Below are 13,969 nucleotides of genomic sequence, written 5' to 3' on the forward strand. Positions count from 1 at the left end.
GAGCAAATTTGCTGCGCAAATCCTGGTCTGTCCCGCAAGGTCTCAGGTTTTTAAAGCGCTTTCTGCACCAGTGCACCGCGGTACAGGTAGGGCAGCAGCGGCTGTGCGCCGGCTTCGGCACCGCCCCGGTTTTCGACACTGATGGACAGGTGGGTCACTTTGGCGAGCGATTTATCGGTGGCGGGCAATTGCGCCGTTCTGATTTTGGGCGTCAGCACCCCCAACGATTTGGGCTGGCCGGGAACGCTGGTGTCCCACAGCTGCATGCTGTCGTTCTGGCCTTCCTTGATGTCGGTGAGGCGCTGCAACTGCAAAAACCCATCCAGCGGGTCGAACGTGACCAGCACGCCGGGGGCCTGCTGGGCGTCGAGCAGCACGGCGATGTATTTGGTTTGCGGAACATTTTTGAGCTTGCCCTGAAGGTGCGTGATTTGCGCGTTGAACATCTCGTACAGGCTGACCCCGGTCGCGCTGCCCACGGCCAGCAACACCACGCAGATGATGGTGGCCAAGCGCCAGCCGGTGGTGTAAGGCGGGATGGGTTCTTTTGTTTCAGGTGTTGTCATGTGCTCAACCCAGTCGGGCCCGGTGCTTGGCAATTTGTGAGCGCACCTGCTTGGGCGCGGTGCCGCCCAGGATGTCGCGGGCGTTGAGCGAGCCGCGCAGGCTCAAACACGCGTAAACGTCTTTCTCGATGCTCGCATTGAAGCCCTGCAGCACCGCCAATGGCAGTTCAGACAGGTCCACCTGGTGGGTGATGGCGGCCTTGACGGCATGCGCCACGGTCTCGTGCGCATCACGGAACGGCAGGCCTTTCTTGACCAGGTAGTCGGCCAGGTCGGTGGCGGTGGCGTAACCGCGCAGTGCGGCCTGTTCCATGGCGGGGGCGTTGACCGTGATGCCGCCTTCTTTTTGACCCGTGGCAGGGTTCATCTGACCGCCGATCATCTCGCTAAAGATCCGCAGCGTGTCCTTGAGCGTGTCCACCGTGTCGAACAGTGGCTCCTTGTCTTCCTGGTTGTCCTTGTTGTAGGCCAGCGGCTGGCCTTTCATGAGCGTGATCAGGCCCATCAGGTGGCCGACCACGCGGCCGGTCTTGCCGCGCGCCAGTTCGGGCACGTCGGGGTTTTTCTTCTGCGGCATGATGGAACTGCCGGTGGTGAAGCGGTCGGCGATTTTGATGAAGCCGAAGTTCTGGCTCATCCACAACACCAGCTCTTCGCTCATGCGGCTGATGTGCACCATGCACAGCGCGGCGGCGGCGCTGAACTCGATGGCGAAGTCGCGGTCGCTGACCGCATCGAGCGAGTTCTGGCACACCTGCGGTCGGCCCTGCGCATCGACCATGCCCAGTGCCACGGCGACACGCTCGCGGTCCAGCGGGTAGCTGGTGCCGGCCAGCGCGGCCGCGCCCAGTGGCAGGCGATTGACCCGACGCCGCACCTCGGTCATGCGCTCGGCGTCGCGGCTGAACATTTCCACATAGGCCAGCAGGTGATGGCCAAAGCTGACAGGTTGTGCCACCTGCAGGTGGGTGAAGCCGGGCAGGATCACCTCGACATGCTGCTCTGCCACGTCAATCAAAGAGGTTTGCAGGTCTAGCAGCAATGCGCTGATCAGGTCGATTTCACCGCGCAGCCACAGGCGCACGTCGGTGGCCACCTGGTCGTTGCGCGAGCGCCCGGTGTGCAGGCGCTTGCCGGCGTCGCCGATGAGCTGGGTCAGGCGCGCCTCGATGTTGAAGTGCACGTCTTCCAGGTCGAGCTTCCACTCGAAGGCGCCGGACTCGATTTCAGCGCTGATCCGAGCCATGCCGCGCTCGATGTCGGCCAGGTCCTGGGCGCAGATGATGCCCTGCGCCGACAGCATGCCGGCATGGGCCAGCGAGCCGGCGATGTCGGCCTGCCACAGGCGCTTGTCAAAAAAAACGCTGGCGGTGTAGCGCTTGACCAGGTCGCTCATGGGCTCTGAAAACAGCGCCGACCAGGCTTGGGACTTTTTGTCGAATTGGTTTTGGCTCATCGAAAATCAAGTTAGTTGAGGGCGCTGTGCCCGAGAATCATCAATAATTGCCGCAGTGACCAAACCGGCCGCGTATCAGGCAGATGAATGAAAGATACCCAAATTTTATCGGGCTTCCATGACCCGGCCGCGGCGCCGACCGGGAATGCCGTGCCGCGCCCTGCCGTTCTGGTGTTCGACGCCTGCCATGTGGGCGTGGTGTTGCGCGCCGTTCTGTTTGTGCAGTCGGTGGTGGCGGTGGCGGCCATGTTCGGTGCCGCCACACCGCTCGACTGGTTGACCCGGCTGTCGCTGATGACTGGCGCCACCTTGCCCGCCACCCTGCTGTGGCTGATCGTGGCGTGCAGCCTGAAACAAGTGCTGGCGCGCCTGAGTCCTGCGCTGCAACAGGCGGCCGGCATCATCCTTGGCGCCCTGGCGGGGTTGTACGGTTGTGCCATGCTGGCCATGGTCGGCTCGCTGCAAGCCGCGCCGTGGTGGGCCAGTGCTTTTGCCGGGGCCATGCTGTCGGCTGCGTTGGTGGCCGCGCTGGTCTTGCGCGCCAAGGGCAAGGCGCCGGCAGCGGCGGCGGCGCGCCTGGCCGAGCTGCAGGCGCGCATCCGGCCGCATTTTTTGTTCAACACCCTGAACAGCGCTGTTGCCCTGGTGCGCGCCGAGCCGCGCCGTGCCGAAACGCTGCTCGAAGACCTGAGTGACCTGTTTCGCCATGCCCTGATGGAACAGGGCGAGTCGGTCACGCTGGCGGAAGAAATTGCCTTGGCGCAGCGTTATTTGGCGATCGAGCAGGTGCGCTTTGGCGAGCGCATCCGCATCGAGTGGGTGCTCGACGCAGCAGCCGGTTCGGCCCGTTTGCCGCCCCTGCTGTTGCAACCGCTGGTGGAAAACGCCGTCAAGCATGGGGTGGAACCCAGCGCCAGCGGGGCCGACATCAGAGTCAGCACCCAGCTCCGGGGCTCGCGCGTGGTCATCAAGGTCAGCAACACCACGCCAGCTTCGAGGAGCGCACAAGGCAATGGGCTGGCGCTGGCCAATGTGCGCGAGCGCCTGGGCCTGTTGCACGACGTGCAGGCCCGTTTTCAAAGCGGCTTGAAAGACGGTGTTTATCAGGTCAGGATCGAGGTGCCCGCTTGAACAGCGCAGAGGAGGCCGCATGATGATCCGCGTATTGGTGGTGGACGATGAAAGCCTGGCGCGCAGCCGGCTCAAAGCGCTGTTGGGCGATTGCGGCCAGCCTGGTGCGCAGGTGCTTGGTGAAGCTGCCAATGCGGTGCAGGCGGTGGAGTTCTTGCAGCACCATGCGGTCGATGCAGTGCTGCTTGACATCCACATGCCCGGCGCCGATGGCCTGATGCTGGCGCAGGCGCTGCGCCAGTTGCCCCATCCGCCCGCCATCGTTTTTGTCACGGCCTACGCTGAACACGCGGTGCAGGCTTTCGAGCTGGAGGCGCTGGACTACCTCACCAAGCCGGTGCGGCTGGAGCGCCTGCAGGCCGCACTGCAAAAAATAGCGCGTGTGACGCAGCTTGTGCCGCAAGCTCCAGCAGAATGGCTTGAGGAAGTGCTGGTGATCCAGGAGCGCGGCGGCGCCGAGCGCGTGCCGTTGGCGCAGGTGCTGTACCTGAAGGCCGAGCTGAAATACATCACGGTGCGCACCGCCAGCCGCAGCTACCTGCTGGAGGGCGCGCTGTCCGAGCTGGAGGCCCGCTACGCCAGCCGCTTCATGCGCATTCACCGCAATGCGCTGGTGGCCCGGCGCGCCGTGCGGGCGCTGGAGAGGCACCACGACCCCGAAGAGGGAGAGGGGTGGGCAGTGCAGCTGGACGGCGTCGAGGAAACGCTGTTCGTTTCGCGCCGCCAGCTTGCCGCCGTGCGGGCGCTGGTGAGCGCGGCCTGATGGCAAACGATTTCAACCGGTGTTGCGCAGCCCTGCGGCAATGCCGTTGATCGAGATGTGGATGCCGCGCTTGAGCCGGTCATCGGTCTGACCGGCGCGGAAGCGGCGCACCAGTTCCACCTGCAAATGGTGTAGCGGGTCAATGTAGGGGAAACGGTGGCGGATCGAGCGTTGCAGCGCGGCGTTGTTGGCCAGGCGCTGCTTGTCGCCGGTGATCAGCTCCAGCGCGTGCGCGGTGCGGTGCCATTCCAGCTCGATGGCGCTGAAGATTTTCTTGCGCAGGCGCTTGTCCTCCACCAGTTCGGCGTAGCGCGAGGCCAGCGCCAGGTCGCTCTTCGCCATCACCATGTCCATGTTGGACAGCAGCGAGCTGAAGAACGGCCATTTTTTGTGCATTTGCTGCAGCAGCGCCAAGCGCTGCTGGCTGAGCTTGGGGGTAGCCCCGAGCGGATTCAGGAACGCATCCACCGCCGCGCCGAAACCGAACCATCCGGGCAGCGTCAGGCGGCATTGGCCCCAGCTGAAGCCCCAGGGGATGGCGCGCAGGTCTTCGATTTTTTGCGTCGCCTTGCGTGACGCCGGGCGCGAACCGATGTTGAGCTCGGCAATTTCGCGGATCGGCGTGGCATCGAAAAAATATTCGGTAAAGCCCGGGGTCTCGTACACCAGCTTGCGGTAGGCCGCCATGCTGGAGAGCGACAGCTCGGCGGCCGCCTGCAGGAAAGCAGGCTTGGCCGATTGGGTGGGGTTGAGCAGCGTGGCCTCCAGCGTGGCCGCCACCAGCGTTTCCAGGTTGCGCCGACCAATTTCGGGGTTGGCGTATTTGGAGCCGATCACCTCGCCCTGCTCGGTCAGGCGGATCTGGCCGCGCACGGTGCCCGGGGGTTGCGCCAGGATGGCCTCGAAGCTCGGGCCGCCGCCTCGCCCCACGGTGCCGCCACGACCGTGGAACATGCGCAAGCGGATCGGGCTGACGTGGGCGCTCTGGTTGATGCCGTCGAACATGTCCACCAGCGCGATCTCGGCTTGGTACAGCTCCCAGTTGCTGGTAAAAATGCCGCCGTCCTTGTTGCTGTCGGAGTAGCCCAGCATGATGTCCTGCTCGCCATACTGGTCTTGGGCGCCGCGCTGCACCATGGCCAGCACGCCGGGCAGGGCGTAATACTCGCGCATGATGCTTGATGCGTTGCGCAGGTCGTCGATGGTCTCAAAGAGCGGTACCACGATCAGGTCGCAAGTGGCATGCGTGTCGAGCGTGCCGTGCATCAGCCCCACTTCTTTTTGCAGCAATATTATTTCGAGCAGGTCGCTCACGGTTTCGGTGTGGCTGATGATGTAGTGGCGAATGGCCTGCGTCCCGAACAGCGCGCGTGACTGTTTGGCGGTCTCGAAGATGCCGAGCTCGCTCAACGTGTGGGCGCTGTAGGCGTGGCCGATCACGCGCAGCGGGCGGGCGTCGCACAGCAGGCGCATCAGCAATTCACGCTTGGCGGCCTCGTCGAGCTGGCCGTAATGCGGCGTGATGCGCGCCGTGGCCAGCAGTTCGGCCAGCACCGCTTCGTGCTGGTCCGAGCTTTGGCGCAGATCGACGCTGGCCAGGTGAAAGCCAAACACTTCCACCGCCCGGATCAGTGGCTGCAGACGCTGTGTCACCAGCGCCTGGGCGTGCTGCGCCAGCAGCGACGATTCGATGATGCGCAGGTCGCGAAGCAGGTCTTCAGGCTTGAGGTAAGGGTTCTGCGGCGCCACCGCATGACGGGCGGCCTCGCCACCGCTGAGCGCCTTCAGGGAGGCCGCCAGTCGCGCGTAAACGCCGATCAGGGCGCGCCGGTAGGGCTCGTCCTTGCGGTGCTCGTTGCTGTCGGGCGAGTGGGCCGCCAGCGCCTGCATCTCGGGCGGAAAGTCCATCAGCATGGCCGACAGAGACAGTTCGCCGCCCAGGTAGTGCACCTCGGTCAGGTAATGCCGCAGCGCCATGTCGGCCTGGCGGCTTAAGGCGTGGCTCAGGGTCTGGGCGTTGACGTTGGGGTTGCCATCGCGGTCGCCGCCAATCCATTGGCCCATGCGCAGGAAACTGTGCACCGGGTGCGGCCCCAGAGCCTGCTCCAGGCTGGCGTAGAGCTTGGGAATTTGACGCAGAAAGGTCGATTCGTAATAACTCAGCGCGTTCTCCACCTCGTCGGCCACGGTGAGCTTGGAAAAGCGCAGCAGCCGGGTGTGCCACAACTGCAGCACGCGGGCGCGCAACTGGGCTTCGTTCTGGCTCAGTTCGCGTGGCGTGAGCGCATCGTGCGCCACCTTGCTGGCCGCCGCCTGCGCCAGGATGTCGTCGCGCGCGGTGAGCAGTTGTGCAATCGCGCGTTCGGCATCCAGGATGCTCTTGCGCTGCACCTCGGTGGGGTGGGCCGTGAGCACCGGTGAGACAAAACTGTGCGCCAGCATGTCGCTGATGGCTTGCGGCGTGATGCCTTTGTCCGCCAGTCGTTTGAGCGTCATGTCGATGCTGCCGGGGCGGATGCTGCCGGCGCGCTCATGCACCGCGCGGCGGCGGATGTGGTGACGGTCTTCCGCCAGATTGGCCAAGTGGCTGAAATAGGTAAAGGCCCGCACCACGCTCACGGTCTGGTCGCCGCTGAGCGACTTGAGCAACTTGTTGAGCGCCTTGTCGGCCACCAGGTCGGCGTGGCGGCGAAAGGTGACCGAAAGCTGGCGGATCTGCTCGATCAGGGCATAAGCGGCGTCGCCTTCCTGCTCGCGTATCACGTCGCCCAAAATGCGCCCGAGCAGGCGGATGTTTTCGACCAGCGGGCGCTCGCTGTTGCGGAGCGTGCTTGTTTTGGATGCAGGGGTGGGCTTGGGCATGGCAGTTTTCAAAGTCGGTAGGCAAAAGCTTAAGCAAAAGCCATGCTAGCATTCTCGGCTTGAACAAGATTACGAAAAGGTTACGGCTTTTCAGCCCCGCACTATGCAGCACTTCACCATCGCAACACGAGAAAGCCGCCTGGCCATGTGGCAGGCCGAGCATGTACAAACCCTTTTGAGTGCCAAGGGCCATCAGGTCAGCCTGCTGGGCATGACTACCCAGGGCGACCAGATACTGGACCGCGCGCTGAGCCAAGTCGGCGGCAAGGGCCTGTTTGTCAAGGAACTGGAAGTGGCTCTGGAAGAAAAGCGCGCCGACCTGGCCGTGCATTCACTCAAGGACGTTCCGATGGAACTGCCTGAAGGCTTCAGTCTGGCCTGTGTGATGGAGCGCGAAGACCCGCGCGATGCTTTTGTCTCCAACAAATATGCCAATCTGGATGCCCTGCCGCAGGGCGCGGTGATGGGCACGTCGAGCCTGCGCCGCGTGGCCTTGCTGCGCGCCTTGCGGCCCGACCTGCGCATCGAACCCCTGCGCGGCAATCTGGATACGCGTCTGCGCAAACTCGATGAAGGCCAGTACGACGCGATTGTGCTGGCTGCGGCCGGCCTCAAGCGCCTGGGGTTGGCAACACGCATTCGAGCGGTGTTCGAGCCTTCGGTGATGCTGCCGGCGGCCGGCCAGGGCGCGCTCGGCATCGAAGTGTGCTCCGACCGCACCGACGTGGTGGCGGCGCTGGCCCCTTTCGTGCACCAGACGTCCTGGCTGGCGGTGGCCGCCGAGCGCGCCGTGAGCCGGGCCATGGGTGGCAGCTGTTCCATGCCGCTGGCGGCCTACGCCACGCTCAGCGACAACCTTTTGACGATCGACGCCGCCTGGGGCGACACCGAGGGTCTTTTGCCGCTGGTGCGTGTGCATCTGGCCGGTCCGGTGACCGACCTGGCCAGCGCGGCCGATTTGGGCCAGCGAGTGGCAGATACCCTGCGCACCCAGGTGCTGGCCCAGGGCGGCACGCTGGCCCATTTGGCCGCAGCCGCCAGCCAACCGGGTTGAGCGTGCGCATCATCGTGACCCGGGTGCAGCCGCAGGCGCAGCACTGGGCAGACCGCTTTGCCGCCAGGGGCCATGAGACGCTGGTGCTGCCGCTGATCGAGGTGCGCGGTTTGAACAACACCACCGCGGTGCACGCGGCCTGGCAGCAGATGCCCGGTTACGCGGCGGCGATGTTTGTCAGCCGCCATGCGGTCGATTTTTTCTTTCAGGAACAACCAGGGCCGCTTTCCACTGGCAAGCCGCTGGCAGTTCAAACCACGCGATTCTGGTCAACCGGCCCGGGCACCGCCAAAGCCTTGCTGGAACACGGCGCTGCCCCGGCTTTGATGGACACACCCCCGGAGCTGGCCGGGCAATTTGACTCCGAGGCGCTTTGGCAGTTGGTGCAGACCCGGGTGCGGCCGGGCGACAAGGTGCTGATCGTGCGTGGCGACAGTGTGGCGCCCGACGGCAGCACCACGGCCGACAATGACCAGGGCGTGGGCCGCGAATGGCTGGCCGGGCGTCTGCGCCAAGCCGGTGCGCAGGTGGACTTTGTGGTGGCGTATCAGCGCGGTGCCCCTTTTTGGGGAGATCGGCAGCGTGAGCTGGCGTGCGACGCCGCCTCGGACGGCTCGGTTTGGCTGTTCAGCAGCGCCGAGGCGCTAGGCCATTTGCGTGGCCTGCTGCCCGGGCAGAACTGGTCATCGACCCGCGCCCATGCGACCCATCCCCGGATCGCGGCAGCGGCCCGGGACCTGGGCTTTGGTGTGGTCACGCAGTCACGCCCCACCTGGGAAGAGGTGCTGGCGTCGGTAGAATCCCCGGCATGAACCCCGAGCTTCCCCCCGAATCTGCCAACCCGCCAAGCCCCGCTGAGCCGAGCGCCAGTGCGACATCGACTACGGTTGGCGCCGCTGCCAAAAGCGCACCAGCAGCTCGATGGGCCGTGTGGCCGTCAGCGGTGCTGGCCGTGCTGGCCCTGTTGACGGTTGCCCTGTTATGGCAAAAAGTGACCGGCATGCAGGAGCAACTGGCGCGCCAGAGTGCTGAAACGCAATCGCAGTCTTCGGAGGCGCGGGCGCTGGCCAAACAGGCCGTGTCCTTGGCGCAAGAGGCAGCGGCGCGCGCGGCCGTGCTGGATTCTCGCTTGAGCGAGGTGGCCCTGCAGCGCAGCCAGCTCGACGAGTTGATGCAAAGCATGTCGCGTTCCCGTGATGAAAATCTGGTGGTGGATATTGAAGCCGCCTTGCGCCTGGCCCAGCAACAGGCGCAGTTGACGGGCAGCGTGGAGCCGATGCTGGCAGCCCTCAAAAGCGCCGACCAGCGCATTGTTCGGGCGGCGCAACCGCGGCTGGCCTTGTTGCAGCGCGCCATTGCACGCGACATCGACCGCGTCAAGGCTTCGGCGGTCAGCGACACACCCACGCTGCTGATCAAGCTCGACGAACTGGTGCATCTGGCCGATGAACTGGTGCTGGCGAATGCGGTGGCACCCGCGCGCCAGGTTGAGAAAAACCTGGTCGTGCCACCGAAAGCGCCCGTGAGTTGGTGGCAAACTGGTTTCCAGATGGTGCTCGGGGAGGCGCGCAACCTGGTCAGGGTGAGCCGCATCGAGTCTCCGGATGCGGCGCTGCTGTCACCGGAGCAGTCCTTTTTTCTGCGTGAAAACCTCAAGCTCAAGCTGCTCAACGCCCGCCTGGGGCTACTGGCACGGCAGATTGAATCGGCGCGCTCCGATCTGGCCGATGCGGAAGCCATGCTGAAAAAATACTTTCAGTCCAATGCGCGCAAAACCCAGGCCGCTGCTGCCTTGCTGCAACAGTTGCAGACGCAGATGCGCACCCTGCAGCTTCCGCGCATCGACGAGACGCTGGCGGTGTTGGCCACCGCCGTTGCGGGGCGCTGACCATGCGTGTGGCTTTGTGGTTCCTGGGCTTGTTCGGCGTGGCGGTGTTGCTGGCCCTGTTTGTCAGCAGCAACGCCGGCACGATCACCGTATTTTGGCCGCCGCACCGGGTCGATCTGTCGCTCAACATGGTGGTGGTGTTGCTGGGCTTGTTGTTTCTATTGTTGCATCTGGCGCTCAGGGCGCTGGCGGCCCTGTTCGCCCTGCCGGGGCAGGCGCTGTCGTGGCGGGTGCGTCACCAGGAGCAGGCCATGCATGCCACCCTGTTGGATGCCTTGTCACATTTTGTCGCTGGCCGCTACCTGCGGGCCAGAAAGTCGGCGCTTGAAGTGCTGGCGCGTGAAGCGGCGCTGGCGCGTAATGGCGATGCGGGTTCTGCTGCCGTGCGTTTGCGAGTCTTGGCCAGTCTTCTGGCCGCAGAAAGCTCGCAGGCATTGCAGGACAAAACTGCGCGCGATGTCCATTTTCAGCAGGCCCTGGCACAGTCTGCCAGCCTGGGCGCGACGGGCATCCGCGAGGGCTTGTTGCTGCGCGCCGTGCGCTGGTCGCTGCGCGACCGCGATGCAGCGACAGCGCAGGATTGGTTTGCCCAGTTACCGCAGGGGGTCGCGCGGCGCACCCTGGCCTTGCGTTTGCGGCTCAAGTTGGCGCGTTTGACAGGCCAATCGAGCCTGGCGCTGGACACGGCGCGCCTGCTGGTCAAGCACCGCGCCTTTTCCGAGGATTCAGGTCGCGGCCTGGTGCGCGCCCTGGCGCTGGAAAACATCCGGGCGGCTCGCGATACTGAGCAGTTGCAACGGATCTGGCACAAGCTCGAGTCAGCCGAGCAGACCATGCCCGAAGTGGCCGGTCTGGCGGCTTCACGTTGGCTGCCTTTGGGAGGCGACCAGGCCACCGCGCTGGCATGGCTGCTGCCAGTGTGGGAGCGCATGGTCAAAGCCCCGAATGCGTTGAGTCAAAGCCAGAAGATTGCTCTGATACGGGTGCTGGAAACGGCATTTGCCGGCGCAGTCGATGCGACGTGGCTGGCGCGTATCGAGCGGGCACAAATGGCGCAACCTGGAGACGCCGTTTTGCAGTATCTGGCCGGCGTGGCCTGCCTGCAACTGGAACTTTGGGGCAAGGCCCAGCAGTTGATCAGCCAGGCTTTGCCGCGTTTGCACGATCACCGACTGGCTGCCAGCGCCTTGCTGATGCTCGCTGATCTGGCGCAGCGCCAGGGCGATTCCGCGCGGGCTGCCGATGCCTGGCAACAAGCCGCACAAATGGCATTGCGTCCGGAAGATTGAGTCGGGCAGTTTGCCTGTGGGCCATGTTCTGCGCAGCTGACCTTGGATGGAGGTTTAGCGGCTTTCTCGGGTTCGTTGAGCCGCTGTTTCTTCAAGTTTTTGACGCAAATCCGGCGCGCGGGAAATCAGGCTTTGATACTCCGCCAACCCCAGCACCAGGAAACGCGTTGGCTTGACGGTGGTCACCGTGGCGCTTCTCGGTTTGTTCTGCAGCAGACCCGCTTCACCAAAGAAGTCGCCGCTCTTGAGGCGGCGCGGGGCGGGGAAAAGGTCGATCTCGACCTCGCCGTCCACAATGAAAAACAGCGAAGTTGAAAACTCCCCCTTGGTGATGACGATCACATGGGCGGGAACGATCAAGCTTCGCAGGAGACCGGAAATTTCCGATATCCAATTGGCGTCCAGGCCTTTGAACAAAGGCAGGCCCGATACGATTTTCCAATTTTGCAGCAATTCCCGGCGCCTGCGCTCGTTGGCAAAGCCAAGCGCGATCACGCCAGTGGGCATGGCCAGCATGCCGATGCCGATCAGCATGGTCATGCCGCCAAGAATGCGACCCGTCAGGGTGACGGGTGACATATCACCGTAACCCACCGTGGTCAATGTCACGATGCCCCACCACATGGTGTGCGGAATCGATTTGAATTGCGCGGGCTGCGCCTCACGCTCGATCAGGAAGAGGCAAGTTGACAACACAACCAGCAAAAGTCCCAGGGTCAGTACCAATGCCATCAAGGTGTGCCGTTCGTTGTGAATGGCCGCTCCCACCAACTCAAGCGATGTCACATACCTTGACAGCTTGAACAGCGGAATCACCCCGAACAGACTGAGCCAGCCGGTGGACGCAAAGCCGGCCAGGACAAAGACCAGCGGAACGCAGGCCAGCAGGTCGATGACGCCGTGAAAGCTGAACAGATAGGCGCCGCACTTGCCCAGCACCGGAAACGTGCGCCACAGTCGATCACATTCTGGCGCCGTCCAGAAGCGCAGCAAGAGTTCTGCAAAAAAGATGCTGCCGCAAAGCAATAACGCGATCGAGGTGTTGGTCGCAATGTGTGGCTGCAACTCCGGCACCGACTGCAGCAGGGTCGCCGCCGTGGCCAGCACGACGTTGCCAATGACCAGCGCAGCCATCCAGGCTGCGCCGCGATGGTCCTCGCCGACGGGCAATGCCGCGTAAACCTGCTGGCGTAACGTGGTAGCAGCCATGGGTGTCCCGAAATGCTTGAGTCTCAACGACTGGACCAGTTAACGGGTGAGAATCATTGCTAGGCCGGATCCAGCGGCCCGAAGCTGCTGGCAGTGGCCTCGCGGCGCGCCTTTTCCGTGTCGTGCATGAGGCGCGCCACAATCAGGCGCATGACGTGAAAGCCCAGCTTTGGGTTCTGGTAATACAGGCGTGCCATGCCTTCGGCCGAAAGGCTGAAAAGGGTGCAGTCGGTGACGCATTCCAGGCTGAGTGTGCGGATATTGTCGGGCGCGAACAGACCAATTTCACCGACCAGGCTGCCCGGCGCCAGCACCTCATCGTATTCCACCAAGCGCAAGCTGCCGGACTCCAGATACAGCATCTCCTTGGCCACGTCGCCCTTTTTCCACAGCCTCGTGCCCGCCTTGGCCGTTCGGCGCGTCATGTTCGGCAGCAGCCATTCGGAGATGGGCGTATCGGATTTGGCGTTTTCGATGGCCTTGACCAGCTTGTGGATCTGCAGCGTCTTCTTGATGTTGATCGGGATCAGCGCGCCATAGAGCAACAAGGTCGGCATGGCGGCAGCGAAGTAGCCGTAGAGCACCAGGAAAAGGCAGGCGACCAGGGCCACCACGCGCAGCGGCAGCATGCTTTTCATCAGATAGCTGGTCACCATCAAGCCAGCGCCGATGAAACCGTAGATATAAGCAATGTTGATATCGGTCATGTCGTGACGCCATCGGTAGGAGATTGAGAGCGCAGTCCTTTGGCCCAGGCTGCGAGCTGGCGGTGGCCGGGCATTTCAGGTTTGCGCTTGCATGAAAAACCCTGCAACGAGATGGTATCACCGCACGACCAGTCGTGTTTTGGCGAGTCACATGTGGCGACTGCCATTGAGGGCGCCGCCCGATTTCCGGTCAAATTTCCAGGTTGTCGATCAGCCGGGTGCTGCCCAATTTGGCGGCGCCAAGCACCACCAGACCTTCGTTTTTGGCCAGTGCCGTGACCTGATCGGCAACAGGGCTTTGCAGGTTGCTGCGGCAGCGCACGGTCAGGTAGTCGGGCTGCCACCCGCGCTGGGCCAGGGCGTCCATGGCGTGGTGTTCCAGGCTTGGCAGATCGGTGGCGCCGGCGCGCACGGCTTCGGCCATGGCGCGCAGGGCTTTTGAGAGTTGCACGGCTTCCTTGCGCTGGCTTGGGCTGAGGTAGTTGTTGCGCGACGACAGCGCCAGTCCGTCAGACGCGCGCAGGGTCTGGCCGCCGATGACCTCGATGGGCAGGGCGAACTGCCGCACCATGCGCCGGATCACCATGAGTTGCTGATAATCTTTTTGCCCGAACAGGGCCACGCGCGGCCCGACGCAGGCAAACAGCTTCATCACCACGGTGCAGACGCCGCCAAAAAACCCCGGCCTGAAATGGCCTTCGAGGATGTTGGCGGACTCCGATGGCGGCTGGATGGTGAAGCCTTGCGGCTCCGGGTACAGCTCTTTCTCGCCGGGTGCGAACACCACATCGCAACCCGCCGCCTCGAGCGCCTGGCAGTCGGCCTCCCAGGTGCGCGGGTAGGTGTCGAAATCTTCGTGCGGCAAAAACTGCAGGCGGTTGACAAAAATGCTGACCACCACCACGTCGCCGAGCGGCTTGGCCTGGCGCACCAGCGCCAGGTGGCCGTCGTGCAGGTTGCCCATGGTGGGCACAAAGGCGGGACGTTTGAAGTTGGCCAGGTGCTCGCGCAATTCGGCGATGGTTCGGATGATCTGCATAAAAA

At 63.8% G+C, this 13,969-nt stretch carries 12 protein-coding genes; 6 read left to right on the plus strand and 6 right to left on the minus strand.

The annotated features are described in order from the left end of the window. Positions 1–50 precede the first annotated feature (50 nt). Positions 51–566 (minus strand): anti-sigma factor, encoded by a 516-nt coding sequence (locus tag PHF15_RS04995; protein ID WP_366520579.1) that lies wholly within the window; start codon positions 564–566, stop codon positions 51–53. A gap of 4 nt (positions 567–570) precedes the next feature. Next, the gene (argH, locus tag PHF15_RS05000; protein WP_300119438.1) at positions 571–2,022 is read right to left on the minus strand and encodes an argininosuccinate lyase; all 1,452 of its coding nucleotides are present in this window, start codon (positions 2,020–2,022) and stop codon (positions 571–573) included. 87 nt (positions 2,023–2,109) lie between these two features. Between argH and PHF15_RS05005 the strand changes: the two genes are divergently transcribed. Then, complete coding sequence (locus tag PHF15_RS05005) at positions 2,110–3,153, plus strand: histidine kinase (RefSeq protein ID WP_300119440.1); 1,044 nt, start codon at positions 2,110–2,112, stop codon at positions 3,151–3,153. 19 nt (positions 3,154–3,172) lie between these two features. Further along, entirely contained in the window at positions 3,173–3,916 is a 744-nt protein-coding gene (locus PHF15_RS05010; protein WP_300119442.1) for a LytTR family DNA-binding domain-containing protein, read from the plus strand. A gap of 12 nt (positions 3,917–3,928) precedes the next feature. Here the strand turns inward: PHF15_RS05010 and ppc are convergent, their stop codons facing one another. Continuing rightward, positions 3,929–6,778: a phosphoenolpyruvate carboxylase gene (gene ppc / locus PHF15_RS05015; RefSeq protein ID WP_300119444.1), complete on the minus strand. Its 2,850-nt coding sequence runs from the start codon at positions 6,776–6,778 to the stop codon at positions 3,929–3,931. A gap of 103 nt (positions 6,779–6,881) precedes the next feature. On the opposite strand from ppc, the gene hemC reads away from it, so the two are divergent. Genes hemC through PHF15_RS05035 form a run of 4 tightly spaced genes read left to right on the plus strand, consistent with a single transcriptional unit; the run spans position 6,882 to position 11,009 of the window. Next, on the plus strand, positions 6,882–7,832 hold the full coding sequence (gene hemC, locus PHF15_RS05020; RefSeq protein WP_300119446.1) for a hydroxymethylbilane synthase: 951 nt from the start codon (positions 6,882–6,884) through the stop codon (positions 7,830–7,832). A gap of 2 nt (positions 7,833–7,834) precedes the next feature. After that, positions 7,835–8,644, plus strand: a complete 810-nt coding sequence (locus PHF15_RS05025) for a uroporphyrinogen-III synthase (protein ID WP_300119447.1) — start codon at positions 7,835–7,837, stop codon at positions 8,642–8,644. Then, on the plus strand, positions 8,641–9,720 hold the full coding sequence (locus tag PHF15_RS05030; RefSeq protein WP_300119448.1) for a uroporphyrinogen-III C-methyltransferase: 1,080 nt from the start codon (positions 8,641–8,643) through the stop codon (positions 9,718–9,720). The genes PHF15_RS05025 and PHF15_RS05030 overlap by 4 nt, the downstream gene beginning before the upstream one ends. A gap of 2 nt (positions 9,721–9,722) precedes the next feature. Beyond that, positions 9,723–11,009 (plus strand): heme biosynthesis HemY N-terminal domain-containing protein, encoded by a 1,287-nt coding sequence (locus tag PHF15_RS05035; RefSeq protein WP_300119449.1) that lies wholly within the window; start codon positions 9,723–9,725, stop codon positions 11,007–11,009. 54 nt (positions 11,010–11,063) lie between these two features. On the opposite strand, the gene PHF15_RS05040 is transcribed toward PHF15_RS05035, so the two are convergent. The 3 genes from PHF15_RS05040 to panC form a co-directional block, all read right to left on the minus strand. Next, the gene (locus PHF15_RS05040; RefSeq protein WP_300119450.1) at positions 11,064–12,218 is read right to left on the minus strand and encodes a cyclic nucleotide-gated ion channel; all 1,155 of its coding nucleotides are present in this window, start codon (positions 12,216–12,218) and stop codon (positions 11,064–11,066) included. A gap of 59 nt (positions 12,219–12,277) precedes the next feature. Then, the gene (locus PHF15_RS05045) at positions 12,278–12,925 is read right to left on the minus strand and encodes a cyclic nucleotide-binding domain-containing protein (protein WP_300119451.1); all 648 of its coding nucleotides are present in this window, start codon (positions 12,923–12,925) and stop codon (positions 12,278–12,280) included. A 190-nt stretch (positions 12,926–13,115) separates the two neighbouring features. Next, a complete protein-coding gene (panC, locus tag PHF15_RS05050; RefSeq protein WP_300119452.1) occupies positions 13,116–13,964 on the minus strand; it encodes a pantoate--beta-alanine ligase in 849 nt (282 codons plus the stop codon). Positions 13,965–13,969: the final 5 nt, after the last annotated feature.

It is taken from the genome of Rhodoferax sp. (genome assembly GCF_028689295.1).
Taxonomy (GTDB): domain Bacteria; phylum Pseudomonadota; class Gammaproteobacteria; order Burkholderiales; family Burkholderiaceae_C; genus Rhodoferax.

Excerpts from the sequence above, each read along its gene's own strand:
- PHF15_RS04995 (WP_366520579.1), bottom strand. The coding sequence starts at position 566 with ATGACAACACCTGAAACAAAAGAACCCATCCCGCCTTACACCACCGGC.
- argH (WP_300119438.1), bottom strand. The coding sequence starts at position 2,022 with ATGAGCCAAAACCAATTCGACAAAAAGTCCCAAGCCTGGTCGGCGCTG.
- PHF15_RS05005 (WP_300119440.1), top strand. The coding sequence starts at position 2,110 with ATGAAAGATACCCAAATTTTATCGGGCTTCCATGACCCGGCCGCGGCG.
- PHF15_RS05010 (WP_300119442.1), top strand. The coding sequence starts at position 3,173 with ATGATGATCCGCGTATTGGTGGTGGACGATGAAAGCCTGGCGCGCAGC.
- ppc (WP_300119444.1), bottom strand. The coding sequence starts at position 6,778 with ATGCCCAAGCCCACCCCTGCATCCAAAACAAGCACGCTCCGCAACAGC.
- hemC (WP_300119446.1), top strand. The coding sequence starts at position 6,882 with ATGCAGCACTTCACCATCGCAACACGAGAAAGCCGCCTGGCCATGTGG.
- PHF15_RS05030 (WP_300119448.1), top strand. The coding sequence starts at position 8,641 with ATGAACCCCGAGCTTCCCCCCGAATCTGCCAACCCGCCAAGCCCCGCT.
- PHF15_RS05035 (WP_300119449.1), top strand. The coding sequence starts at position 9,723 with ATGCGTGTGGCTTTGTGGTTCCTGGGCTTGTTCGGCGTGGCGGTGTTG.
- PHF15_RS05040 (WP_300119450.1), bottom strand. The coding sequence starts at position 12,218 with ATGGCTGCTACCACGTTACGCCAGCAGGTTTACGCGGCATTGCCCGTC.
- PHF15_RS05045 (WP_300119451.1), bottom strand. The coding sequence starts at position 12,925 with ATGACCGATATCAACATTGCTTATATCTACGGTTTCATCGGCGCTGGC.
- panC (WP_300119452.1), bottom strand. The coding sequence starts at position 13,964 with ATGCAGATCATCCGAACCATCGCCGAATTGCGCGAGCACCTGGCCAAC.